The sequence below is a fragment of the Streptomyces sp. NPDC028635 genome (assembly GCF_040637635.1).
Taxonomy (GTDB): Bacteria; Actinomycetota; Actinomycetes; order Streptomycetales; family Streptomycetaceae; genus Streptomyces.
Genome location: NZ_JBEZWX010000018.1, coordinates 1 through 23,780, shown reverse-complemented (window position 1 = coordinate 23,780; position 23,780 = coordinate 1). Strand labels below are relative to the sequence as shown.

At 72.4% G+C, this 23,780-nt stretch carries 17 protein-coding genes; 6 read left to right on the top strand and 11 right to left on the bottom strand.

The features are described 5' to 3' along the window. Nucleotides 1-3 precede the first annotated feature (3 nt). The 3 genes from AB0E88_RS20330 to AB0E88_RS20320 all read right to left on the bottom strand — a co-directional run bounded on the left by AB0E88_RS20330 (nt 4) and on the right by AB0E88_RS20320 (nt 6,651). The gene (locus AB0E88_RS20330; RefSeq protein WP_361632194.1) at nt 4-1,728 is read right to left on the bottom strand and encodes a serine/threonine-protein kinase; all 1,725 of its coding nucleotides are present in this window, start codon (nt 1,726-1,728) and stop codon (nt 4-6) included. A 183-nt stretch (nt 1,729-1,911) separates the two neighbouring features. Beyond that, on the bottom strand, nt 1,912-4,359 hold the full coding sequence (locus tag AB0E88_RS20325; RefSeq protein WP_361632192.1) for a protein kinase: 2,448 nt from the start codon (nt 4,357-4,359) through the stop codon (nt 1,912-1,914). Nucleotides 4,360-4,626: 267 nt separating this feature from the next. Continuing rightward, nucleotides 4,627-6,651 carry a protein kinase gene (locus AB0E88_RS20320; RefSeq protein WP_361632190.1) on the bottom strand — a complete coding sequence of 675 codons (2,025 nt, stop codon included), beginning with the start codon at nt 6,649-6,651 and terminating at the stop codon, nt 4,627-4,629. A gap of 464 nt (nt 6,652-7,115) precedes the next feature. On the opposite strand from AB0E88_RS20320, the gene AB0E88_RS20315 reads away from it, so the two are divergent. Next, nucleotides 7,116-8,117 (top strand): serine hydrolase domain-containing protein, encoded by a 1,002-nt coding sequence (locus tag AB0E88_RS20315; RefSeq protein ID WP_361632401.1) that lies wholly within the window; start codon nt 7,116-7,118, stop codon nt 8,115-8,117. Between the two features lie 307 nt (nt 8,118-8,424). Here AB0E88_RS20315 and AB0E88_RS20310 read toward each other — a convergent pair whose 3' ends face one another. Then, complete coding sequence (locus AB0E88_RS20310) at nt 8,425-10,131, bottom strand: glycerol-3-phosphate dehydrogenase/oxidase (RefSeq protein WP_361632188.1); 1,707 nt, start codon at nt 10,129-10,131, stop codon at nt 8,425-8,427. A 324-nt stretch (nt 10,132-10,455) separates the two neighbouring features. Here AB0E88_RS20310 and AB0E88_RS20305 point away from each other — a divergent pair, with 324 nt between their 5' ends. Continuing rightward, on the top strand, nt 10,456-11,664 hold the full coding sequence (locus AB0E88_RS20305) for a nucleotide sugar dehydrogenase (protein ID WP_361632186.1): 1,209 nt from the start codon (nt 10,456-10,458) through the stop codon (nt 11,662-11,664). Nucleotides 11,665-12,030: 366 nt separating this feature from the next. Here AB0E88_RS20305 and AB0E88_RS20300 read toward each other — a convergent pair whose 3' ends face one another. From AB0E88_RS20300 to AB0E88_RS20285, 4 genes are all read right to left on the bottom strand, one after another. After that, complete coding sequence (locus AB0E88_RS20300) at nt 12,031-13,155, bottom strand: GuaB3 family IMP dehydrogenase-related protein (protein ID WP_361632184.1); 1,125 nt, start codon at nt 13,153-13,155, stop codon at nt 12,031-12,033. 118 nt (nt 13,156-13,273) lie between these two features. Continuing rightward, a complete protein-coding gene (gene guaB / locus AB0E88_RS20295; RefSeq protein ID WP_361632182.1) occupies nt 13,274-14,776 on the bottom strand; it encodes an IMP dehydrogenase in 1,503 nt (500 codons plus the stop codon). Between the two features lie 164 nt (nt 14,777-14,940). Next, the gene (locus AB0E88_RS20290; RefSeq protein ID WP_103781490.1) at nt 14,941-15,531 is read right to left on the bottom strand and encodes a sigma-70 family RNA polymerase sigma factor; all 591 of its coding nucleotides are present in this window, start codon (nt 15,529-15,531) and stop codon (nt 14,941-14,943) included. A gap of 937 nt (nt 15,532-16,468) precedes the next feature. After that, complete coding sequence (locus tag AB0E88_RS20285; RefSeq protein ID WP_003948568.1) at nt 16,469-17,080, bottom strand: response regulator transcription factor; 612 nt, start codon at nt 17,078-17,080, stop codon at nt 16,469-16,471. A 380-nt stretch (nt 17,081-17,460) separates the two neighbouring features. Here AB0E88_RS20285 and AB0E88_RS20280 point away from each other — a divergent pair, with 380 nt between their 5' ends. Next, nucleotides 17,461-17,787, top strand: a complete 327-nt coding sequence (locus tag AB0E88_RS20280; protein WP_361632180.1) for a WhiB family transcriptional regulator — start codon at nt 17,461-17,463, stop codon at nt 17,785-17,787. A gap of 63 nt (nt 17,788-17,850) precedes the next feature. On the opposite strand, the gene AB0E88_RS20275 is transcribed toward AB0E88_RS20280, so the two are convergent. Next, on the bottom strand, nt 17,851-18,750 hold the full coding sequence (locus tag AB0E88_RS20275) for a LysR family transcriptional regulator (protein WP_361632178.1): 900 nt from the start codon (nt 18,748-18,750) through the stop codon (nt 17,851-17,853). 79 nt (nt 18,751-18,829) lie between these two features. On the opposite strand from AB0E88_RS20275, the gene AB0E88_RS20270 reads away from it, so the two are divergent. The 3 genes from AB0E88_RS20270 to AB0E88_RS20260 all read left to right on the top strand — a co-directional run bounded on the left by AB0E88_RS20270 (nt 18,830) and on the right by AB0E88_RS20260 (nt 21,145). After that, on the top strand, nt 18,830-19,498 hold the full coding sequence (locus AB0E88_RS20270) for an MOSC domain-containing protein (protein WP_361632176.1): 669 nt from the start codon (nt 18,830-18,832) through the stop codon (nt 19,496-19,498). 63 nt (nt 19,499-19,561) lie between these two features. Next, nucleotides 19,562-20,335, top strand: coding sequence for an SDR family oxidoreductase (locus tag AB0E88_RS20265; protein WP_361632174.1), 774 nt, complete (start codon nt 19,562-19,564; stop codon nt 20,333-20,335). 102 nt (nt 20,336-20,437) lie between these two features. Then, nucleotides 20,438-21,145, top strand: coding sequence for an ester cyclase (locus tag AB0E88_RS20260; RefSeq protein WP_361632172.1), 708 nt, complete (start codon nt 20,438-20,440; stop codon nt 21,143-21,145). A 55-nt stretch (nt 21,146-21,200) separates the two neighbouring features. Here AB0E88_RS20260 and groL read toward each other — a convergent pair whose 3' ends face one another. Next, nucleotides 21,201-22,829 (bottom strand): chaperonin GroEL, encoded by a 1,629-nt coding sequence (gene groL, locus AB0E88_RS20255; protein WP_361632170.1) that lies wholly within the window; start codon nt 22,827-22,829, stop codon nt 21,201-21,203. 121 nt (nt 22,830-22,950) lie between these two features. Then, the gene (groES, locus tag AB0E88_RS20250; protein ID WP_009190181.1) at nt 22,951-23,259 is read right to left on the bottom strand and encodes a co-chaperone GroES; all 309 of its coding nucleotides are present in this window, start codon (nt 23,257-23,259) and stop codon (nt 22,951-22,953) included. Nucleotides 23,260-23,780: the final 521 nt, after the last annotated feature.

Here is a 23,780-nt window from a genome sequence, read left to right as displayed (position 1 = left end):
GCGCTACGCGGAGACCTTCTCCTGCCAGCTGCGCAGGATCGCCTTGAACTGCGCTTGCGTGGTGGCCCAGTCCTCCGCCGGTCCCGACAGGAGCAACGCGTACTCGGTCCCGTCGTCACCGATGTAGACCTCGTCGACGGCTCTGCGCGGGCCGGGGAACGCGGTGTCCTTGGCGAGCGCGGTGAAGGTGTACTCCCACAGCGACGCCCGGTGGTCCCGGTAGGTGACGACCTCGAGCTTGCGCTTGCGGTAGTCGACGAGCCGGTGCAGCTGCTTGTCCAGGGACAGCTGGTGCTGGTACGGGTCGTTGAAGTCCGGGTCGGTGTCGATGGCGACGCGCAGGAAGTGGTTGCCGTCGTCGGGGGTGTAGTCGATCTGGGTCAGGCCGTCCTTGTCGCTGAACAGCTGCCGCTTCCAGCCCTTGGGCAGGGCGAGGCCGAATCCTCTGGGATCGCTGATCTGCTGCCAGTCGTCGGGGACCGAGCCCTGGTCGCCGCCGGTGTCCTTGGTGCTGGGCGGCGACGAGGTGACGGCCGGGCCGGCGGTGCCGCCGCGGCCGTGGCCCCACTGCTGGAGCACCACCGCACTGCCCGCGCCGACGATCGCGGCGAGGGCGAGGACCAGCGCGACGGTGCGCCCGCGGCGACGCCGGGGCGGAGCGGGCGGCGCCTGCGTGGGTCCGACCGCCGTCGGACCGGTCACCTGGCCGTGCGGTGCCACCGGCGTGTTGTAGGCGGACGCCGTGGCGTAGCCGGAGCCGGTCCGGTGGCCGGAGCCGGTGGGGTGGCCCGAGCCGGTGGGGTGACCGGTCCCCGTGGCGGTGCCGGAACCGGTGTGCCGGCCGGAGCCCGTGTCGTACGGGGAGGGCCGGCCGTCGTGCTGGGTGGGCACATACGCCTGCGCCGCGCTGGGCCGGCGGCCCTCCGCCACCTCCGCGAGCATCTGCTCGGCCTCGGCGACGCCGGGCCGGGTGGCCGGATCCTTGCGCAGCAGTGCGGAGATGACGGGCGCGAGCGGGCCGGCGTATCCGGGCTGGTCGGCCTCCTCCTCGACCACGGCCTGCATGGTGGACAGCGGCGAGGTGCGGCGGAACGGCGAGCGGCCCTCCACCGCCGTGTACAGCGTCGCGCCCAGCGCCCACAGGTCGGAGGCCGGGCCCGGGTCGTGGCCGCGCACCCGTTCGGGGGCGAGGTAGTCGACCGATCCGACGACCTCGCCGGTGCGCGTGATGGTGGTGTCGCCCTCGATCTGGGCGATGCCGAAGTCGGTGAGCAGGACACGGCCGTCGTGGGAGAGCAGCACGTTGCCGGGCTTGACGTCACGGTGCAGGACGCCCGCCGTGTGCGCGGCGCGCAGCGCGCGCAGCACCCACATCCCGATCCGCGCGGCCTCGGCGGGCTCGATACGGCCCTGCTCCTTGACGGCGTCGGCGAGCGAGTGGCCCTCGACCAGCTCCATCACGATCCACGGGCGGCCGTCGTGCTCCAGCACGTCGTGCACGGTGACGACGGCGGAGTGGTTGATGCGTGCGGCGGCACGTGCCTCGGCGCGGGTGCGCGCGAGCAGGACCTGCTGGTCGCTGTCGGAGACGTAGAGCGCCGCGGTCAGCTCCTTGATCGCGACGGCGCGGTGCAACAGCTCGTCGTGCGCGCGCCACACACGGCCCATACCGCCGCTGCCGATGGAATCGGCGAGCCGGTAGCGGCCCGCGAGGAGCAGGCCCTGCATCTGATTCACGTTGCCCCGCAATGCTCTTGACAGGGTCAGGGTAAAGACAGCCCGGCGTCCGGGGAACCAGCGGGGTGCCACGGTGACCGCACTGTGACGGTTGTCGCTTTGCGTGACCACAGGCAACCCGATGGACTGCTGATGCGTACGCCCCCTTTTGTACGGCTCGTCTGTGCGGGTTGGTCAGCCCGTGTACTGGTAACTGCCCGACGCCTGCTCGTACAACCGCGTCACCTCGTCCCGTTCGGCCTCCGGGCCGCGCACCTGCACCACGTGGTAGCGGCCGCCGACCAGCAGGGCCAGGTTGCGCACGTACAGTTCACGTCCGTCGGCGCCGGTCCAGGTGAACTGGCCCTCCGCCATGGTCCGTCCGCCGACCTGGATCGTCTTCAGACCGGTGGCGGTCGCCCACGAGGAGTCCCGGTACGGCTGCAGCTCCGGTTCCCTCTCCCGCTGATACGCCATCGGATCGCCGCCGTACCTCGCCGCGCTGTCCCGGCCGGGCACGACGATCAGTGTGAAGTCACCGTGGGTGTACGTCACCTGGCCCCGGCCGTTGCCCGGGGTGCGCTGCCAGCCGTCGGCGACGGCGACACGGAATCCGGCCGGATCCTTACGCAGGGTGAACCCGTCGGCGACATCGGGGCCGGTGGTCTGCGCGTGCGTGGAACCGGCCGACGCCGCCGGACCGTTGCCGTCCTGGGTGCCGCTCGAGGTCTCATCGGGACGCGGCGCGCTGCTCGCGTCCGGCTCCCGGGACGCGGACCCGGCCGCGCCCGTGCGGTCGGCGCCCCGGTCCCCGGCACTGCCGGACTTCGGCAGGAAGAACATGGCGTACGCGATCGCCGCCGCCAGCACCAGCAGGATCAGCAGAAGCAGGGTCCGGCCGAGGCTGCGCGGCGAACGCTCCTTCGACGCGGCCCGCTTGTGCCGGCCGTGCGGGGCGGGCAGCCCGGCGCGCCTCCTGCGCACCAGCTCGCCCCGGCGCCGTACGACGGGCAGCTTGGCGGGGTCGACCGGCGGGGCGGCCACGACGTGCACCCCGGCCTCCGGTTCGGGCGCGGACCGCACCAGGGAGCGCAGCCAGCCGCTCAGCTCCTCGAAGTCGATGCGTTCGGTCGGGTCCTGACGCAGCAGCGACTCCACGACCGGCCGCAGCGCACCGCACTCCTCGGCGAAGGCGGGCGGTTCGGCGCACACCATCTGCACCAGCTCGGCCGTCGACTCCTCCGGATACGGCGCGTGTCCCTGGACGGCCCGGAAGAGCAGCGCGCCGAGCGCCCACAGGTCGGTCGCGGGGCCGATGGGCGCGGCCAACTGCCAGTTCTCGTGCACGGGCCCGGCCTGCTCCGGCGCCCACCGCTCGGTCACCGCGCCCACCACGGTCATCCGCGCCTGCCGCGCCCGCTCGGCGGCGAGCGCGGTGCGCGGGCCGCGGGGAGCGGGGGCGGCGACCGACGGGTCGCCCCAGGAAGCGGGCCCCGGGCGGGGGTCGGCGGGGGCGTCCCCGGAGGCGTGCGGTGCGGCGCCGTGCACGCCATAGGGGTCGCCGATCCGGCCCGGTGCCGCGGTGCCGGGCCGCTCCGGTTCCTGGCGCCCCGGGACGTACGGCGACTGCGGGGCGCCGGGGGCGGCGTGCTCCGCCTCGGCCGGCGGGCGGGCACCGGGCAGGGCGACGCGGCCGTTGTGCGTGCTGTGCTGCGCCTCCTGCACCCGGGCCGCCGCTCGGGCGCCCGCCCGGTACGCGGCGATCGCGCCGGCCCGTGCGGCCCGCACGTCCTCGGCGGCGTCGGCGCCCGCCGGGCGGGGCAGCGCCACCTCCCCGGAGCCCGTCGGCAGGCCCCCGGCGGTCGGCAGCCCGCCGGCGGCACGGGCCTGGATGGCGGCCCGCCGCGCGGTCTCGGGGTCCGGCACGGCACCGGTGTCCTCGGGCCGCCCCGGCGGGGGAACGCGGCCGGCGCCACCGGCAGGGTCCTGTGCGGCGCCCTGCCCGGCGTCGGTCTCCTCCTGCGGCTCGGGCGGCACCGGGTCGTACCCGCACAGCGCCTCCTCGGCGGCGCCGACCGCGAGGCCGGTGAGCATGACACGGCCGTCGTCGCAGACCAGGACCGTACGGGCGGTGATGTTGCGGTGCACCCAGCCGTGCGCGTGCAGCACCCGGAGCGCCATCAGCACGTCGGAGGCGACCTCGGCCGCCCGGTACGGCGTCAGCGGCTGCCGGGCCAGCAGCGCGGCCAGCGGTCGCGCGGCCACCAGCTCACTGACGATCCACAGCGAACCGCCCTCCGCGAACACGTCGAAGACCTGGTCCAGCCGCGGATGGTCGGGTATCCGCGCCGCGGCCTGCACGGCCTCCACCGCCCGCCGCACCACGGGGTCGGCGGGACGCCGCACGTCCGGACCCGCGCCCCGCCCGGCGCCGCGACGCTCACGCGGCGTGAACCCGGCGGGCAGCCCCTCGGCGTCCAGCACCTCCGCCTCGACGACCTCCGGCAACGGCACCTGCCGGATGAGCACTTCCTGCCCGCTGTAGGTGTCGAACGCCCGGGTCTCGGTCAATTCGTACGCGTCGGACGGCGGCAGCGGCAGGCGGTAGCGGTCGGCGAGGACCCGTCCCGCGTAGTCGTCCACGTTGCCTCCCCCGGCCGCCCGGTTGGTCAGATCCGTTCGCCACGCGTCCCGTTGCGGGCATCCCCTCCGATGCGTACGGTCCGCGAGCACTCACGATACGTGCCGGAGGCAACCCACAAAGAGGGGTTGCCCGATCTGAATCGACGAACGCCGTGAATCGGCGGACACCTTCGATCGGTGAACGCCCTCGAGCGGTGAAAGCCCTTGGACGGTGCACACCCTCAATCGGTGAACGCCTTCAATGGGTGAACGCCGCGGCGGCGGGCGTCACTTCTTCGGCTGGAACGTCTCCGTGAGCGTCTGCCAGGTCTGCCGGCGCAGGTCCCCGTCCCAGTCGGCGGCCTTCGCCGTGTACATCAGCGCGTACCCCTGCCGGTCGTTCACCACGAAACCCCGGTCGACCGTCCGGTACTGGGTGCCGCCGTCCGCGTAGGTGAACTCCCAGTCGGCCGCGTTCCAGTTCCGGAAGCCCACCTTCTCTATCCGGATCTTCTTGTACTGGGAACGCACCATGTCGCGCTCCTGGTTCCGCCAGTCCGCGACCGGGTCGTCCTTCGGCGTGGAGGTCCAGGCCACCAGCAGCTTCTGCCCGCCCGGGCCGGTGAAGCGGTCCCCCGCCGAGCCGGTGGACTGGAACGCCCACCCAGCGGGCAGCCCGATCGTGTAGCCCTGACCGCCCTGGTGCGTACGCGTCACCGGCGCCCCGCCGGAAGCGGCCGAACCGGCCGTGCCGCCGGACGGGCTCGGGCCCGCGCCGGGCGTGCTCGCGCCCCCCGTGGCCGACGTCGCCGAGGACGCCCGGGGCGAGGAGGAACCGTCCGCGCCGGTCGCGCCCCCCTTGTCCTGCTCGGGGCTTGCGCCACCGCTCGCCACGGCCCCGGACGGCCGCGTCCCCTGTGCGCCCTTGTCGTCGCTGTCGTCCCCGCTCAGCGCGAACGCCAGCACGGTGCCGAGCACGGCGAGCGCCGCGACCACCGCGATGATCACCAGCGTGCGTTTCGGCACGACATCCGTGAGCGGCGCCCGGGGCACCGGCCGCGGCGACAGGTCGAGGTCCGGCGGCGGCACCACGTTCCACCCGCCGCCGGTGCGGCCCTTGGCGGCCCCGGTACCGGTCGCGGCCTCGCCGGCCGCCGTGGACGCGGACGACGTTGTCCTGGCGCTGTCCGCCGACACCCCGGACGCACCACGGCCGTCGGACGCACCACGGCCGTCGGACGCGGCACGGTCAGCCGAAGCGGCACGCGTCGCCGCGCCCGAGGTGCCCGCCGCGGCCTTGCGCACGGAACGCAGCGCCCCGCGCAGCCGCTCCGCCGCCTCCTCGCCCCGCTTGCTCCCGGGCCCGGCCGGCTGCGCCGGCAACGGCACGACCTTCGTCGCGTCCGCCGCCGGCTCCGGCCCGTCCTCCGCGACGTCCGGGGCGTTGATCACGGCCTTGAGCATCACGCGGGCGCCCGCGTCGTCCAGCCGCTGCGCCGGGTCCTTGGTGAGCAGGCCGTAGATGACGTCCTTGAGCGGCCCGGCGTTCTTCGGCTCCTCCAGCGGCTCGGTCATCACCGCGGTGAGGGTGGCGATCGCCGACCCCTTGTCGTAGGGCGGGGTGCCCTCCACCGCCGCGTACAGCAGGCCGCCCAGGGACCACAGGTCGGCCGCCGGTCCCGGCTTGTGCCCGCGGGCCCGCTCCGGGGAGATGTAGGAGGGGGCGCCGACGAGCATGCCGGTGGAGGTGATGGACGGGTCACCCTCCACCTGGGCGATACCGAAGTCGGTGAGCACGACCCGGCCGTCCTCCGCGATCAGCACGTTGGACGGCTTCACGTCACGGTGCAGGATGCCCTCGCGGTGCGCCGAGCGCAGGACGTCGAGGACGGCGAGCCCGACCTCCGCCGCGCGCCGGGGCTCCAGCAGGCCGTCCTCGCGGATGACCTCGGCGAGGGACTTGCCCTCGACCAGCTCCATCACGATCCAGGGCCGGTCGTCCTCCTGGACCACGTCGAAGACGGTGACTGCGCTGGTGTTGCGGATCCGGGCGATCGCCTTGGCCTCGCGCAGCGTCCGCGTGATGAGCCGGCGCTTCTCCTCCTCGTCGATGTTCGACGGGAAGCGCAGTTCCTTGACCGCGACCGTCCGCCCGAGGGTCTCGTCCGTGGCCCGCCACACCGTGCCCATGCCACCCCGGCCGAGCACGCCCTCCAGCCGGTACCGCCCGGCGAGGAGGCGCTCGCTCCTGTCCTGACGAGAGTCCTGACGAGTGTCCTGACGAGATGTCCCCGCCCGCTCCGCCTCCGACATGCGTCCCCTCAAACCAACCCGCCCTGACAGAGCCTCCATTGTCCCTCACCCGACAAGTGCCCCACGCACCCAGGGTGCTCCACGCACGCGGACCGCCCGCCGGCCCCGCCACCAGGCGGCGAAGCCGCCGCCACCCCGCCGAATCCCCCACTCCACCGCCCTGCATGATGGTCGCCGACACGCGCGGCCGGAGGGAGACGGCGATGAACCGACGCCACCCCCTGCGGACGTCTGCGGCACCTGCCCGCCACCGGCTCGCGAGGGCCGCCGCGAACGCTGTCACCTCCTCCCTGGTCCCACTTCGGACCCTCCTGAGCGTTTCCGCGGCAACCGCCCTGCTCCTGGGAACGGCCCCGGCGGACGGCAGTACCTCCATGGCGCCACGACGGTCGAGTGCCGCCATGGCCGGTGCCCCGCTCGCAGAGAGGCAGGCGGCCCCACTGGCGGGGAGGCAGGCGGCCCCACTGGCGGGGAGGCAGGCGGCCCCTTTGGCCGGGAGGCGGGCGGCGTCGGCCGCCGACGCGCTCCTCCCTCTTCTGCTCACCCGCGGCCACGCCCCCGCCGCCGCTCTGCTGGCCGGTGGGCCGGACGGCAGCCGGTACGCCCAGGCCGGGGCCGGCATCTCCCGCGCCGACCACTTCCGGGCCGGCAGCCTCACGAAGACCGTCGTCGCGACCGTCGTCCTGCAACTGGCCGCCGAACAGCGGCTGTCCCTCTCGGACACCGTGGAGCAGTACCTGCCCGGGCTGGTGCACGGAGCGGGCAACGACGGGCGCGCGCTGACCCTGCGTTCCCTGCTCACCCACACCAGCGGGCTGTACGACTTCACCCGGCTCACCGGGGGCACCGTCCCCGTCACTGCGCCGCAGGCCGTACGCCTGGCGCTCACCCACCCTCCGGCCGACCGAGGCCGCTTCTCCTACTCCAACACCGACTATGTCCTGCTCGGCATGGTGATCCAGCAGGTCACCGGCCACTCCTACGCCACCGAAGCCGAACGGCGCGTCCTCACTCCGCTGGGCCTGTCCGGCACCTCCTTCCCTGGCTCCCGCACCACGCTGCCCTCACCGCACGGCCGCGCCTACGCCGCCGACGGCTCCGATGTCACCGCGCTCGACCCGCGGGTGGCCGGGGCCGCGGGCGAGCTGGTGACCACGCTCGCCGATCTGAACCGCTTCTACGCGGCACTGCTCGGCGGTGAACTGCTGCCCCCGCACTGGCTGCACGAGATGCTCGACACCCGGGCCGCACAAGGCGTGTACGGCATGGGCCTGTACCCGGTGAAGCTGCCGTGCGGCACCACGGTGTGGGGACACAACGGACGGATCTCCGGCAGCTACGTGCGCACCGCGGCCACCGTCGACGGCCGTCGCGTCCTCACCTTCCGGGTGAACACGACCGCGATCGCAGACCCCGGCCTCGAACCGGCCCTGCTCGCCGCCGAGTTCTGCCCTCGCACCCGATAAAACGGACGGGCGCCGAACGGAGATCCCGTCCGGCGCCACACTTTCGGGTGAAGCCCCGCCCCTCTCGCAGCGCGCGAGGCGCCACCCACCACGGCCCGATGCCCGCGACGGCTGAATGCCCGTCACTGCACCGTGCCGTCATTGCGCCGTGCCGTCACTGCACCATGCCCGTCACTGCACCGTGCCCGTCACTGCACGATGCCCGCCACGGCACCCCGCGAACACCGGCACCCTACGGACACCGGCAGCATGCGGACGAAGGCAGCATGCGGACGAAGGCCCGCCGCGGACAAAGGCCCGATGGCGCCTACAACGGCACGATGTCCGGCGCCCCCAGTCGTGCCGCGTCGGCCGTCTGGTCGTCCGGCTGGAGCTGCGACTCGCGTTCGGCCTCCACCCGCTTCTCGTAGTGCTCGACCTCGCGCTCGATCTGGCCCTGGTCCCAGCCGAGCACCGGCGCCATCAGTTCGGCTGCCTCGCGGGCACTGCGGGTGCCGCGGTCGAACGTCTCGATGGAGATGCGGGTACGCCGGGTGAGCACGTCGTCCAGGTGCCGTGCCCCCTCGTGCGAGGCGGCGTAGACGATCTCCGCGCGCAGGTAGTCGTCGGCGAACTGCAGAGGTGCGCCGAGCGAGGGGTCCTTGACGATGAGGTCGAGGAGCTCCTCGGCCAGCGAGCCGTATCGGTTCAGCAGGTGCTCGACCCGGACCACGTGCAGTCCGGTCTGCGCCGCGATGCGCGCCCGCGCGTTCCACAGCGCGCGGTAGCCCTCCGCGCCGAGCAGCGGGACCTCCTCGGTGACGCAGTCGGCGACGCGCATGTCGAGCCCGTGCACCGCCTCGTCCACGGCGTCCTTGGCCATCACCCGGTACGTCGTGTACTTGCCGCCCGCGACGACGACGAGCCCTGGCGCCGGGTGCGCCACGGTGTGCTCGCGCGACAGCTTGCTGGTGGCGTCGGACTCCCCGGCCAGCAGGGGCCGCAGCCCCGCGTAGACCCCTTCGACGTCGTCCCGGGTGAGCGGCACGGCGAGCACGGAGTTGACGTGTTCCAGCAGGTAGTCGATGTCGGCGCTGGACGCCGCCGGGTGGGCCTTGTCCAGGTTCCACTCGGTGTCGGTGGTGCCGACGATCCAGTGCCGGCCCCAGGGGATGACGAACAGCACGGACTTCTCGGTGCGCAGGATCAACCCCGTGGAGGAGCTGATGCGGTCGCGCGGCACGACCAGGTGGATGCCCTTGGAGGCGCGGACGTGGAACTGGCCGCGCTCCCCCACCATGGCCTGCGTGTCGTCGGTCCACACACCGGTGGCGTTCACGATCTGCTTGGCCCGGACCTCGTACTCGCCGCCGCCCTCGACGTCCCTGACCCGGGCCCCGACGACCCGCTCACCCTCGCGCAGGAACCCGGTCACGCGCGCCCGGTTGGCCACCTTCGCGCCGTAGGAGGCCGCCGTGCGCACGAGGGTGGCGACGAAGCGGGCGTCGTCCATCTGGGCGTCGTAGTACTGCAACGCGCCGACCAGCGCGTCCTTCTTCAGGCAGGGCGCCACGCGCAGTGCGTGGCGGCGGGTCAGGTGCCGGTGCAGGGGCAGGCCGCGCCCGTGGCCGCGGGCCATGGACATCCCGTCGTAGAGCGCGACGCCGGAGCCGGCGTACCACCGCTCCCAGCCCTTGTGCTGGAGCGGGTAGAGGAACGGCACCGGCTTCACGAGGTGCGGGGCGAGCCGCTCCAGCAGCAGGCCGCGCTCCTTCAGGGCCTCGCGTACGAGTGCGAAGTCGAGCATCTCCAGATAGCGCAGACCGCCGTGGATCAGCTTGCTGGACCTGCTGGAGGTGCCCGAGGCCCAGTCGCGCGCCTCGACCAGCCCCGTGGACAGTCCGCGGGTCACGGCGTCGAGGGCGGTGCCCGCGCCGACGACTCCGGCGCCGATCACCAGCACGTCCAGTTCTCGCTCGGCCATAGCCGCGAGGGACTCGGCACGCTGCGCCGGCCCCAGTGTCGCTGTCCTCACCGCTGCCTCCCGCATCTCATCCGCGTCGGCCGCACCCGTCGGGCGAAGCCCGGTTCCGGTTCCCGGGTCCTGTCGTCGCACACCCGCCTGCCTCGCGACGTCCGGTCCCGGCCCTCATGCCCAAATTCTGACGGTCTTGCCCGACATCAGCCACCACGCGAGCCACAGCCTGTGGACAACGCCCGGCCACGCCCACGGAAACGCACACGAACAATCCCTCATATCGGTCATATTTACCCGTAGTCTGACATTGCGCTCGCTCATTCTGTCCACCGGGCTTGCGCACCTGTCCCGCTTCGGTTATTGGGAAGGACGGCCCACGCCATGCCCGCAGATCTTGCCGTCATCGGACTCGGCCCGCTCGGCCTGCCCCTGGCGCAGGCCGCCGTCGCCGCCGGTATCCCCACCGTCGGCTACCGCACCGGCCCGGAGGCCTCCTCCCTCACCCCCGCCGAACTGCGCCGGATGCTCTCGGGGGGCTTCCGGCAGCCGACCGGCCCCGCCGAACTGGGCCGCGTCCGCACCGCCGTCATCTGCGCCCCCACCCCGCGCGGCGCCGACGGCGAGCCGGACCTCGGCCAGGTCGAGACGGCCGCGCGCACCCTGGCCGAGCGGCTGCGCCCGCACACCACCGTGATCCTCGAGTCCCCGGTGCCGCCCGGCACGACCGAGAACTTCCTGCGCCCGCTGCTGGAACAGGGTTCGGGCCTGCGGGCGGGCCGCGACTTCCACCTCGCCTACTCACCCAGTCGGGTGGATCCCGGCAGCCGCGACCACACGCCGGCCAACACACCCAAGGTCATCGGCGGCCTCACACCCGCCTGCACCGAGTCGGCCGCGGCCTTCTACAGCCGGCTCACCGACAAGGTGGTACGCGCGCGTGGCCTCAGGGAGGCCGAGACCGTGCAGGTCCTGGAGACCAACTACCGGCACGTCAACATGGCCCTTGTCAACGAGATGGCCGTCCTGTGCCACGAGCTGGGCGTGGACCTGTGGGACGTCATCCGCTGCGCGGAGAGCAAGCCCTTCGGCTTCCAGACCTTCCGTCCCGGACCCGGCGTCGGCGGCCACTCCGTCCCGCAGGACCTGGGCGGGAAGGCCGGACGCGGCCTGCGCATGGTGGAACTGGCCCAGCAGGTCAACAGCCGCATGCCCCGCTACGTCGTCCAGCGCGCCGCCGCCCTGCTCAACGAGCACGGCAAGTCCGCCCGCGGCGCCCGCGTCCTGCTCCTCGGCGTCACCTACAAGCCCGACCTCGCCGACCAGCAGGGCACGCCCGCGGAGGAGATCGCGACGGCCCTGATGAAGCTCGGCGCGGCCGTCAGCTACCACGACCCGCTCGTCCCGTCCTGGAACGTCCTGGACCGCCCGGTCCCCCGCGCCGACTCCCTCTACGAGGCCGCCGCCGACGCCGACCTGACGATCCTGCTCCAGCAGCACCGGACGTACGACCTGCAAGGACTGTCGGTGAAGGCGCAGCTGCTGCTCGACACGCGGGGAGCCACGCCCACGGGGGCGGCGCATCGGTTGTGACAGGGGGCGCGTGGTGGCGTGAGGTCCCCGGGCTGGTGGCGCGGGGGATGGGGCGCCGGTACCTTGGGAGCGGGTGGAGCCCGCCGCAGCGGTCACTGCGGCAGGCTCCTGATGGATCACGAGTGTCCGCCCCGAGGTCTCAAAGGGACGGCCGCTCACCATCCGAAGAGTCGCAAGATCCACCTCCTCCGGAACTCCACCAGCCGAAGCCGGATCTCATCCCAGCGAGTGGGCTTGCGATGGCGTCCCATGGGCGCCCTCTCCCGCGCCATGCGCCCCCTGACCAGGCGCAACACACACGCACGCGAAAGGGCCGGTCACCCCCTCCCGGGGTGACCGGCCCTTCTCAGCCGTCCGCTGCGGCGGCTAGCGCCGGTGCTGCGAGTCCGCCACCGTCACCTCGACGCGCTGGAACTCCTTCAGCTCGCTGTAGCCGGTGGTCGCCATCGCGCGGCGCAGGGCGCCGAAGAAGTTCATCGAGCCGTCCGGCGTGTGGGACGGGCCCGTGAGGATCTCCTCGATCGTGCCGACCGTGCCGAGGTCGACCTTCTGGCCGCGCGGCAGCTCCTCGTTGACGGCCTCCATGCCCCAGTGGTGGCCCTTGCCCGGCGCGTCCGTGCCACGGGCCAGCGGGGAGCCCATCATCACCGCGTCGGCGCCGCAGGCGATCGCCTTGGGCAGGTCGCCGGACCAGCCGACGCCGCCGTCGGCGATCACGTGCACGTACCGGCCGCCGGACTCGTCCATGTAGTCGCGGCGGGCCGCGGCCACGTCGGCGACCGCGGTGGCCATCGGGACCTGGATGCCCAGGACGTTGCGCGTGGTGTGCGCGGCGCCGCCACCGAAGCCGACGAGGACGCCCGCCGCGCCGGTGCGCATCAGGTGCAGCGCGGCGGTGTACGTGGCGCAGCCACCGACGATCACCGGGACGTCCAGCTCGTAGATGAACTGCTTGAGGTTCAGCGGCTCGTGCGCGGACGACACGTGCTCGGCCGAGACCGTCGTACCGCGGATGACGAAGATGTCCACGCCCGCGTCGACGACGGCCTTGGAGAACTGGGCGGTGCGCTGCGGGGACAGCGCGGCGGCGGTGACCACGCCCGAGTCGCGCACCTCCTTGATGCGCTGCCCGATCAGCTCCTCCTTGATCGGCGCGGCGTAGACCTCCTGCAGGCGGCGGGTCGCGGCCTCGGCCGGCAGCTCGGCGATCTCGTCGAGCAGCGGCAGCGGGTCCTCGTACCGCGTCCACAGGCCCTCGAGGTTGAGCACGCCGAGGCCGCCCAGCTCGCCGATGCGGATCGCGGTCGCCGGGGAGACGACGGAGTCCATGGGGGCGGCCAGGAAGGGCAGCTCGAAGCGGTAGGCGTCGATCTGCCAGGCGATCGAGACCTCCTTCGGGTCCCGCGTACGGCGGCTGGGGACGACGGCGATGTCGTCGAAGGCGTACGCCCGGCGGCCGCGCTTGCCGCGCCCGATCTCGATCTCAGTCACGTTGGTGGCCTTTCCCTGATGCGTTGCAGCGCCTTCCAGTATCCCCGACGGGTACGACAACGGCGGCCCCGGATGTCCCGGGGCCGCCGTCGCGCGGACCTTCACCCAAGGGCGGGCGTCACTTGCTGCTGTAGTTCGGCGCCTCGACCGTCATCTGGATGTCGTGCGGGTGGCTCTCCTTCAGGCCCGCGGACGTGATCCGGACGAAGCGGCCCTTGGACTCCATCTCCTCGATGGTGGCGGCGCCCACGTAGCCCATGGTCTGGCGCAGACCACCGACCAGCTGGTGCAGCACGTTGGCCAGCGGACCCCGGTAGGGCACCTGGCCCTCGACGCCCTCGGGCACGAGCTTGTCGTCGGAGCCGACGTCGGCCTGGAAGTAGCGGTCCTTGGAGTACGACTTGGCCTGGCCGCGGGACTGCATGGCGCCCAGCGAGCCCATGCCGCGGTACGACTTGAACTGCTTGCCGTTGATGAACAGCAGCTCGCCGGGCGACTCCTCACAGCCGGCGAGGAGGCTGCCGAGCATGACGGTGTCGGCGCCGGCGGCCAGCGCCTTGCCGATGTCGCCGGAGTACTGCAGACCGCCGTCGCCGATCAGCGGGACACCGGCCGGGCGAGCCGCGAGGGAGGCCTCGTAGATCGCGGTGACCTGGGGGACGCCGATGCCGGCGACCACGCGGGTGGTGCAGATGGAGCCAGGGCCCACACCGACCTTGATGCCGTCGACACCGGCGTCGATCAGCGCCTGCGCGCCGTCGCGGGTGGCGACGTTGCCGCCGATCACGTCCACGTTCACGCTGGACTTGATCTTCGCCATCCAGCTCAGCGCGTTGCTGTTGTGGCCGTGGGAGGTGTCGACGACCAGGAAGTCCACACCGGCCGCTGCGAGCGCCTGGGCGCGTTCCAGCGCCTCGGGGCTGGCGCCCACGGCGGCACCGACGAGCAGGCGGCCGGCGGCGTCCTTGGCGGCGTTCGGGTACTTCTCGGCCTTGACGAAGTCCTTGACGGTGATCAGGCCCTTGAGGACACCGTCGTCGTCGACCAGCGGAAGCTTCTCGATCTTGTGCTTGCGCAGCAGCTCCATGGCCTCGACGCCGGAGATGCCCACCTTGCCGGTGACCAGCGGCATCGGGGTCATGACCTCGCGGACCTGGCGGCTGCGGTCGCTCTCGAAGGCCATGTCGCGGTTGGTGACGATGCCGAGCAGCTTGCGGTTGCCGTCCGTGACGGGGACACCGCTGATGCGGAACTTGGCGCACAGCGCGTCGGCCTCGGCGAGCGTGGCGTCCGGGTGGATGGTGATGGGGTTGGCCACCATGCCGGACTCGGAGCGCTTCACCAGGTCGACCTGGTTGACCTGGTCCTCGACCGAGAGGTTGCGGTGCAGGACGCCGACGCCGCCCAGCCGCGCCATCGCGATCGCCATGCGGGACTCGGTCACCTTGTCCATCGCCGCCGAGAGCAGCGGGATGTTGACCCGGACGTTGCGGGAGATACGGGACGAGGTGTCGACCGCGTTGGGGAGCACCTCGGATGCACCCGGCAGCAGCAGCACGTCGTCGTAGGTCAGCCCGAGTGTCGCGAATTTACCGGGCACTCCGTCGACGTTTGCAGTCATGACACCTTCCCCAAATGGCCTTGATCGGTGCGGATGTCCATGCTAACGGGAGATGGACCCGTCTCATTCCACGGTTGTGGACCGCTTCAGGCTTCGTATGTTCGTACGGAGATCAGTGGTCGCCTGTTCAATCAAGGCGCCGATCCGGCCGGGCCCAGGCGCAGTTACTGCTCGGCGAGCGCCCGCAGCCGGCTCAGCGCACGGTGCTGCGCCACCCGGACCGCGCCGGGTGACATTCCCAACATCTGGCCGGTCTCCTCGGCGGTGAGCCCCACCGCGATGCGCAGCAGCAGCAGCTCGCGCTGGTTCTCCGGGAGGTTGGCCAGCAGTTTCTTCGCCCACTCGGCGTCGCTGCTGAGCAGGGCGCGCTCCTCGGGGCCGAGGGAGTCGTCGGGCCGCTCGGGCATCTCGTCGGACGGCACGGCCGTCGAGCCCGGATGCCGCATCGCCGCCCGCTGCAGGTCGGCGACCTTGTGGGCGGCGATAGCGAAGACGAACGCCTCGAAGGGCCGGCCGGTGTCCTTGTAGCGCGGCAGCGCGAGCAGCACGGCGACGCAGACCTCCTGGGCGAGGTCCTCGACGAAGTGCCGGGCGTCGCCGGGCAGCCGCGACAGCCTCGTACGGCAGTAGCGCAGCGCCAGGGGGTGGACATGGGCGAGCAGATCGTGCGTGGCCTGTTCATCGCCGTCCACCGCGCGGTGCACGAGCGGCCCGATCGCCCCCTGGGCAGGAGTGGCCGCCTCGTCGTCACGCATCGGTCCATGGTGCCCTGCGGCGCTGACGTCCGTGGCACCGCGCTCGGCGTTGTGCACCGAAGCGTTATGAGCAGGTGCGCCGGAACTCATCCCCTGCGCCCTCCCCTTCCGCTCGACCGACTCGTCCCCGAGGAACTCCACACCTCAAGGATGCGGCATCGGCGCCGAAACGAGCAGCGGGCGTCCGCGAGGACTCTCGCGCGGGGCGGCGAACGCCGGTACGCGTGCGTGCGGGGGCGCACCTCCACCGCGCCCGGCCGCCCGGCCGACGGCGCCCGGCCGGGGCCCGTCCCGGGAGCCTCCCACCTGGGACACCGAGCCGGATCGGCCCCGCCGGCCCGGGACGGCGGCCGCAGTCCGGACACCCGGGGCGGCGGCCCTCCGGCAGCGCGGGGCACGGTTGCGGCGGTGGCGGGAAGGAGATGCGTCACGTCCTGGGGCCGCAGGGTCGCGGCACGGCACGGGCGGGCGCCGCGGGGAACTCCGCCCACCCCGCGCGGTACGCCGTACCGGCGCGCGTCCCGGATACGGCAGCGTCCGGCGCCGCGGGAATCACCCGGCCGCGCCGGGCGCGAGCCGGGGGTCGGGACACGGCGCCGGTGCGATGCGGCGCCGCAGGATGCACCGGGCCGGGAGCCCTGCGGCCGGGGCGGCCCGTCGTGCGGAACTCCACGTGCCCGGAGCCGGACGCCGCCCCGCGCCGGACGGGGCGCGGCGGCCGGCGTGCGGGCGCCCGGCATGTCGCAGGTCCTGGCCAGGGCTCCCCGGCGCCGCGCACGGCACGGACCACCTGCCGGGCATCCCCGACGGCGCGCGCGGTGCCGCTCGCGCTCGCCGCGCGTGCGGGCGTTCCGCGGGTGGGCGTCGTGTGCCACCCCGTTCGCGCATGTGGACAAGGCACCGTCGCCCTTCGCCGACCCGGTGCGGCGGACAGGTCCTAGCGGACCAGGCCCCAGCGGAAGCCGAGCGCCACCGCGTGCGCGCGGTCGGAGGCGCCGAGCTTCTTGAACAGACGCCGGGCGTGGGTCTTGACGGTGTCCTCGGAGAGGAACAGCTCGCGGCCGATCTCGGCGTTGGAGCGGCCGTGGCTCATGCCCTCCAGCACCTGGATCTCGCGTGCGGTGAGGGTGGGCGCGGCGCCCATCTCCGCCGAGCGCAGTCGGCGCGGCGCCAGCCGCCAGGTCGGGTCGGCCAGCGCCTGCGTCACCGTGGCGCGCAGCTCGGCGCGCGAGGCGTCCTTGTGCAGATAGCCGCGGGCGCCGGCGGCGACCGCGAGGGCCACGCCGTCGAGGTCCTCGGCGACGGTCAGCATGATGATGCGCGCCCCGGGGTCGGCCGACAGCAGCCGGCGGACGGTCTCGACACCGCCCAGGCCGGGCATGCGGACGTCCATCAGAATGAGGTCCGAGCGGTCGGCGCCCCAGCGGCGGAGGACTTCCTCGCCGTTGGCCGCCGTCGTCACACGCTCGACGCCGGGCACGGTCGCGACCGCGCGGCGGAGCGCCTCTCGGGCAAGCGGGGAGTCGTCGCAGACGAGGACGGAAGTCATGGCCGCCCTCCGCAGCTGATGCGCGTCACCTTGTGCCTCCAGGCTGGTACGAAATCGTCACCTGTGCGGTCGACCGTCTCGGACGCCTGCCCGAGCCCTTGTGTTTTCAACCGCCTCCGCACTCTCAACGACGGTCACTCGAAAGAGTTACGGGGCCATCTGCCGTCTTCGGCACTCTACGTGAGGGGGCGAACACAGTGGAGACACACGGGGCCAACCCTCAAGCTTTCATCACAACCATGCCCCATTTGGCCCCATTTCTTCCCATGCGCTGGTGTCTGAGGCTAGATTCGCAATGAGTCATATTTTCATCTCCTTAGATCGTAGTTGTACGGTCGTGGGCACCGTATCCACTCAGAACGGCTGCAAGGGGTCACGTAATGGCAGATTTCTCCCGCCTTCCCGGACCGAACGCGGACCTGTGGGACTGGCAGCTGCTGGCTGCTTGCCGCGGTGTGGACAGCTCCCTCTTCTTCCATCCGGAGGGTGAGCGCGGTGCGGCGCGGAGTGCTCGCGAGAACTCGGCCAAAGAGGTTTGCATGAGGTGCCCGGTCCGCGCCCAGTGCGCGGCACACGCTCTGGCGGTACGCGAACCGTACGGCGTGTGGGGCGGGTTGACCGAGGACGAGCGCGAAGAGCTCATGGGGCGGGCACGCAACCGCCTGGTGACGGCGTCGGCCGGCGGGAATGCCGGTTCGAACACCTGAAGGAACGTTTCTGCATCACCACCAGGGCACGCGCACGCGTGCCCTTCACTTTGCGGGGCCGCCCTACCGTCGCGCGGTACCGGCCAGCTGCTCCAGCGTCGCCGCGACCGCCGGCACCTGGGACAGGTCCGGCAGCGTGAGGGCGACGATCTCCCGCCGCACCGACGGTTCAAGCGTCAACATGCGTACGCCACGGGGGCGGACGGACTCCACGGCGAGCTGGGGCAGGACGGCGACGCCCAGGCCGGCGCCGACCAGGCCGACCACCGCGGGGTAGTCGTCGGTGGCGAAGTCGATGCGGGGCGTGAAGCCCGCGCCCTCGCAGACCTCGACCAGCTGGCCCCGGCAGCGCGGGCAGCCCGCGATCCACGGTTCGTCGGCCAGCGCGCCGATGGCCAGGGGCTCCGCCCGCGCCGCGAGCGGGTGCCGTTCCGGCAGCAGGGCGACGAGGCGATCCGTCAGCAGCGGCCGTACGACGAGGTCGTCCCACTCCTCGGCGCCCGCCGCGCCCTCGTAGCGGAAGGCGAGCGCGATGTCGCAGTCGCCCTCGCGCAGCAGCTCCACGGACCGGGGCGGTTCGGCCTCCTCCAGGGAGACCCGGGTGCCGGGGTGGGCGGCGCGCAGGGCGGCCAGGGCGGTGGGGACGAGGGTGGAGCTGCCGCTGGGGAAGGAGACGAGACGGACCCGGCCGGCGCGCAGCCCGGCGATGGCGGCGACCTCCTCCTCCGCGGCGGTCAGCCCGGCAAGGATGCCGGTCGCGTGCCGCACCAGGGCCTCGCCGGCCTGGGTCAGCCGCATCTCGCGTCCGGTGCGCACCAGCAGCGGCGTGCCGACGGAGCCCTCCAGGGCCTTCATCTGCTGGCTCACGGCGGGCTGGGTGCAGCCCAGCTCGCGGGCCGCGGCGGAGAAGGAGCCGGTGGTGGCCACGGCGCGCAGGACACGGAGATGACGAGCCTCGATCACCCCTCGAGCATAAGGGAAGCTTGGATTCCGTGCGAAATATCGCGTCGACACTTTGAGGCCCGCTCGCTACCGTGCCCCCATGAAGCTTCTGTCTCTCAATGTGGGCCGGGCCCGCGCCGTCCCCTTCACCGACCAGCCGGACGGGCTGACCGGCATCGACAAGCGCCCGGTGGACGGGCCGGTCAAGGTGACGGCGCCGGGGCCGAGGGGGACCGGCGCGAGCGGGCTGGCCGGGGACGCGGTGTGCGACACCCGCCACCACGGCGGCGACGACCAGGCGGTGTACGCCTTCGCCCGCGAGGACCTGGACGACTGGGAGCGCGAGCTGGGGCGCGAGCTGGGGAACGGCACGTTCGGCGAGAACCTCACGACCCGGGGCGTGGACGTGAGCGGCGCGCTGATCGGCGAGCGCTGGCGGATCGGCCCGGACGTGGTGCTCGAGGTGACCAGCGGGCGCATCCCCTGCCGTACCTTCCAGGAGCACCTGGGTGAGAAGGGCTGGGTGCGCCGGTTCACGCACCGGGGCGCGCCGGGGGCGTATCTGCGGGTGATCGAGCCCGGGGAGATCCGCGCGGGCGACGCGATCGAGGTCGTGCACCGGCCGGAGCACGAGGTGACCGTGGCCATGCAGTTCCGGGCCGTCACCACCGAGCGCGCGCTGCTGCCGCGGCTGCTCGCGGCCGGCGCGGCGCTGCACCCGGACTCGCTGGCGGCGGCGCGCAAGTACGTCGGGCAGCAGGGCCGCTGACCTCATGTCAGGCCGGGGGCGCGCGGCGCGGAGTCTGTCAGTCCGGGTAACTAGTCTTGGCGCATGACAACGGCTCTGATTACGGGATCGACCGCGGGCATCGGTGCCGCGTTCGCGCGGCGGCTGGCGGCTGACGGGCACAACCTGGTGCTGGTGGCCCGGGACACCAAGCGGCTGCGCGAGCAGGCGACCGAGCTGCACGACCGGCACGGCATCGAGGCGGAGGTGCTGACCGCCGACCTGGCCGCGGACGACGGCATCGAGGCGGTCGCCGCCCGCCTCGGTGACCGGCGCAACCCCGTCGACCTGCTGATCAACAACGCCGGCTTCGGCAACAAGGGCCGCTACCTCGAGGTCCCGATGGCCGACGAGCTGAGGATGCTGAAGGTGCACTGCGAGGCGGTGCTGCGGCTGACGTCGGCGGCGACGGAGGCGATGCGCGAGCGCGGCCGGGGCGGGGTCGTCAATGTCGCGTCGGTCGCCGCCTTCGTGCCGCGCGGGACGTACGGGGCGTCCAAGGCGTGGGTCGTGCAGTTCTCCCAGGGCGCGGCGCGTGACCTGGCGGGCAGCGGCGTACGGCTGATGGCGCTGTGCCCGGGCTTCGTCCGCACGGAGTTCCACCAGCGGGCCGGGATGGGCACGGACAACATCCCGAACTGGATGTGGCTGGACGCCGACAAGGTCGTCGCGGCGGCCCTCGCCGACCTGGCCCGTGGCCGCACCCTGTCCATCCCGGACCCCCGCTACAAGGCCCTGCTGGGCGCGGCGAAGCTCGTCCCGAGGGGGCTGCTGGGCGGGCTCAGCTCACGGACGGGGCGGAAGTACGGGCCGCAGTAGCGCCGCGCACGCCCGGGGGCGTCACGAAAGGCAGGCCGTGCGGGTCCGGCGGACAATGGTGCCGTACGGGACCGGACCCACCGGGGCACGGGAGTTGGCGCCATGACCTTCGTACAGCTCATCGACTGCAAGACCAGCCGGTTCGACGAGATGGACCGGCTGATGGACACGTGGGTCGAACAGACCAAGGGGAAGCGGACGGCGACGCACGCGGTCGTCGGCAAGGACCGCTCGGACGCGTCGCACTTCATCGAGATCGTGGAGTTCCCCTCGTACGAGGAGGCGATGCGGAACTCCAACATGCCCGAGACGGACAAGATCTTCCAGGACATGGTCGCCCTGTGCGACGAGATGCCGTCGTTCACCGACCTGGACGTGGTGCGCGACGACCAGTTGTCCGAGGAGACCGTGCGGCGCTTCTTCACCACGCTGGGGACGGCGGGCGACCTGCCGCCGCTCAACGACCTGCTGGACGAGGACATCCACAGCCACGACCCGATCAATCCGCAGGACACCCTCGGGCTGGACTCCATGCGCAGCGAGTTCCGGATGTGGCGCGCGGCGTTCGACTTCTCCTTCACGGTCGAGGACGTCCTCGCCCACGAGGACCGGGTCTGCGCGCGCTGGACCTGGAACGCCACGCACACCGGTGACTTCCTCGGGATCGGCCCCACGGGCAGGCAGGTCACCATGACCGGGACCACGTGGTTCCGCCTGGGCGGCGACGGCAAGATCGCCGAGCTGTGGTGGCAGCACGACCAGCTGGGTCTGATGCAGCAGCTGGGCGCACTGGAGCCACTGGAGCGGTAGCCATGCGAAAGGCCCGGCACCCCCAGGGGGTACCGGGCCTCGGCGCTGACGTGCGTCAGTGGGCGTGACCGTGGCCGTGGCCGTGGCCCGCGGCGGCCTCTTCCTCTTCCTTCTTCTCGACGACCAGGGTCTCGGTCGTGAGCAGCAGGGAGGCGATGGAGGCGGCGTTCTCCAGGGCGGAGCGGGTGACCTTGACCGGGTCGATGACGCCGGCCTTCACCAGGTCGCCGTACTCGCCGGTCGCGGCGTTGAAGCCCTGGCCCTTGTCGAGCTCGGCGACCTTGGAGGTGATGACGTAGCCCTCGAGGCCGGCGTTCTCGGCGATCCAGCGCAGCGGCTCGACGGCGGCCTTGCGGACCACGGAGACACCGGTGGCCTCGTCGCCGGTCTTGCCGAGGTTGCCCTCGAGGACCTTGACGGCGTGGACCAGCGCGGAGCCACCACCGGAGACGATGCCCTCCTCGACCGCGGCGCGGGTCGCGGAGATGGCGTCCTCCAGACGGTGCTTCTTCTCCTTCAGCTCCACCTCGGTGGCGGCGCCGACCTTGATCACGCACACGCCGCCGGCCAGCTTCGCGAGGCGCTCCTGGAGCTTCTCGCGGTCCCAGTCGGAGTCGGTGTTCTCGATCTCGGCCTTGATCTGCGCGACGCGGCCCTGGACGTCCGCGGAGTTGCCGGCACCCTCGACGATCGTGGTGTCGTCCTTGGTGACGGTGACACGGCGGGCGGTGCCGAGGACGTCGAGACCGACCTGGTCGAGCTTGAGGCCGACCTCCTCGGAGATGACGGTGGCGCCGGTCAGGACGGCCATGTCCTGCAGCATCGCCTTGCGGCGGTCGCCGAAGCCGGGGGCCTTCACCGCGACGGCGTTGAAGGTGCCGCGGATCTTGTTGACGACCAGGGTCGACAGGGCCTCGCCCTCGACGTCCTCGGCGATGATCAGCAGCGGCTTGGAGGAGCCGGCCTGGATGACCTTCTCCAGCAGCGGCAGCAGGTCGGCGATGGCACCGATCTTGCCCTGCGTGATCAGGATGTACGGGTCGTCGAGGACGGCCTCCATACGCTCCTGGTCGGTCACGAAGTACGGGGACAGGTAGCCCTTGTCGAAGGCCATGCCCTCGGTGAAGTCGAGCTCCAGACCGAAGGTGTTGGACTCCTCGACGGTGATGACACCGTCCTTGCCGACCTTGTCCATCGCCTCGGCGATGAGCTCGCCGACCTGGCTGTCCTGGGCGGACAGACCGGCGACGGCGGCGATGTCGGACTTCTCGTCGATCGGGCGGGCGGTCGCGAGGAGCTCCTCGGACACGGCCTTGACCGCGGCGTCGATGCCCTTCTTCAGGGCGGCCGGGGAGGCGCCCGCGGCGACGTTCTTCAGACCCTCGCGGACGAGCGCCTGGGCCAGCACGGTCGCGGTGGTCGTACCGTCACCCGCGATGTCGTTGGTCTTGGTCGCCACCTCCTTGACCAGCTGGGCGCCGAGGTTCTCGTACGGGTCCTCGACCTCGACCTCGCGGGCGATGGTCACGCCGTCGTTGGTGATGGTCGGGGCGCCGAACTTCTTGTCGATGACGACGTTGCGGCCCTTGGGGCCGATCGTCACCTTGACGGTGTCGGCAAGCTTGTTGACGCCGCGCTCGAGGGCGCGACGGGCGTCCTCGTCGAACTTCAGGATCTTCGCCATGGCAGCGGGAGCCCTCTCGGAAATCTCGTGGGTAAAACGACTGCGCCCCGGCGCCCGGCTTCGTTATCGGTCGCAGGGGCCAGGGGCGCAGCTGAAAAGCAGAGCTTCGGGTGAAGTGTGCTTACTTCTCGATGATCGCGAGCACGTCGCGGGCCGAGAGAACGAGGTACTCCTCGTTGTTGTACTTCACCTCGGTGCCGCCGTACTTGCTGTAGAGCACCACGTCGCCGACCTTCACGTCGAGCGGCAGACGGTTGCCGTCCTCGAAGCGACCCGGGCCCACGGCCAGGACAACGCCCTCCTGGGGCTTCTCCTTGGCGGTGTCCGGGATGACCAGGCCGGAGGCCGTGGTCTGCTCGGCGTCGAGCGGCTGGACCACGATGCGGTCCTCGAGCGGCTTGATGGCAACCTTGGAGCTGGCGGTCGTCACGATCCGACCTCCCCCTTCGGAGATCTCACGGGGTTAACTGTCTGAGGTGGCGACCAGGTCGATCCGTCGTCGCGGGTGCCGGACCTGCCCGTCGCTGTGTTGGCACTCTCATCTGCCGAGTGCCAGAGCCGAGACTATGACCGGGATTAGCACTCGGTCAAGCGGAGTGCCAATTGCCGTGCGGCGCGTCTGGGAATCGGGGCGCCCGGGAGTGGGGTGCGGGACCCGGCGTCCCGGCCCGCCCCGGCGGCGCGAGTGCCTTTGCGGCGCAGGGTGCGTTTTCGGCTGCGAGTGCGTTGCGGCTGGTCGCGCAGTTCCCCGCGCCCCTAGGTGTCTACGGTGACCGACCGCCTGAACGCCCCGCCCGCCGCGCGCCCCGCACCGGACCCGGACGCGGCGACGGGCCGCAGTCGCGTACGGCGGGAAGGGGACGGGGTGGGGGGTGTCCGCCCGCAGCGGCCGGCACCGGGCAACGGCGCCCCTCGTCGGAAACGGCCGGCCGGACCGAGGACGGACACCCC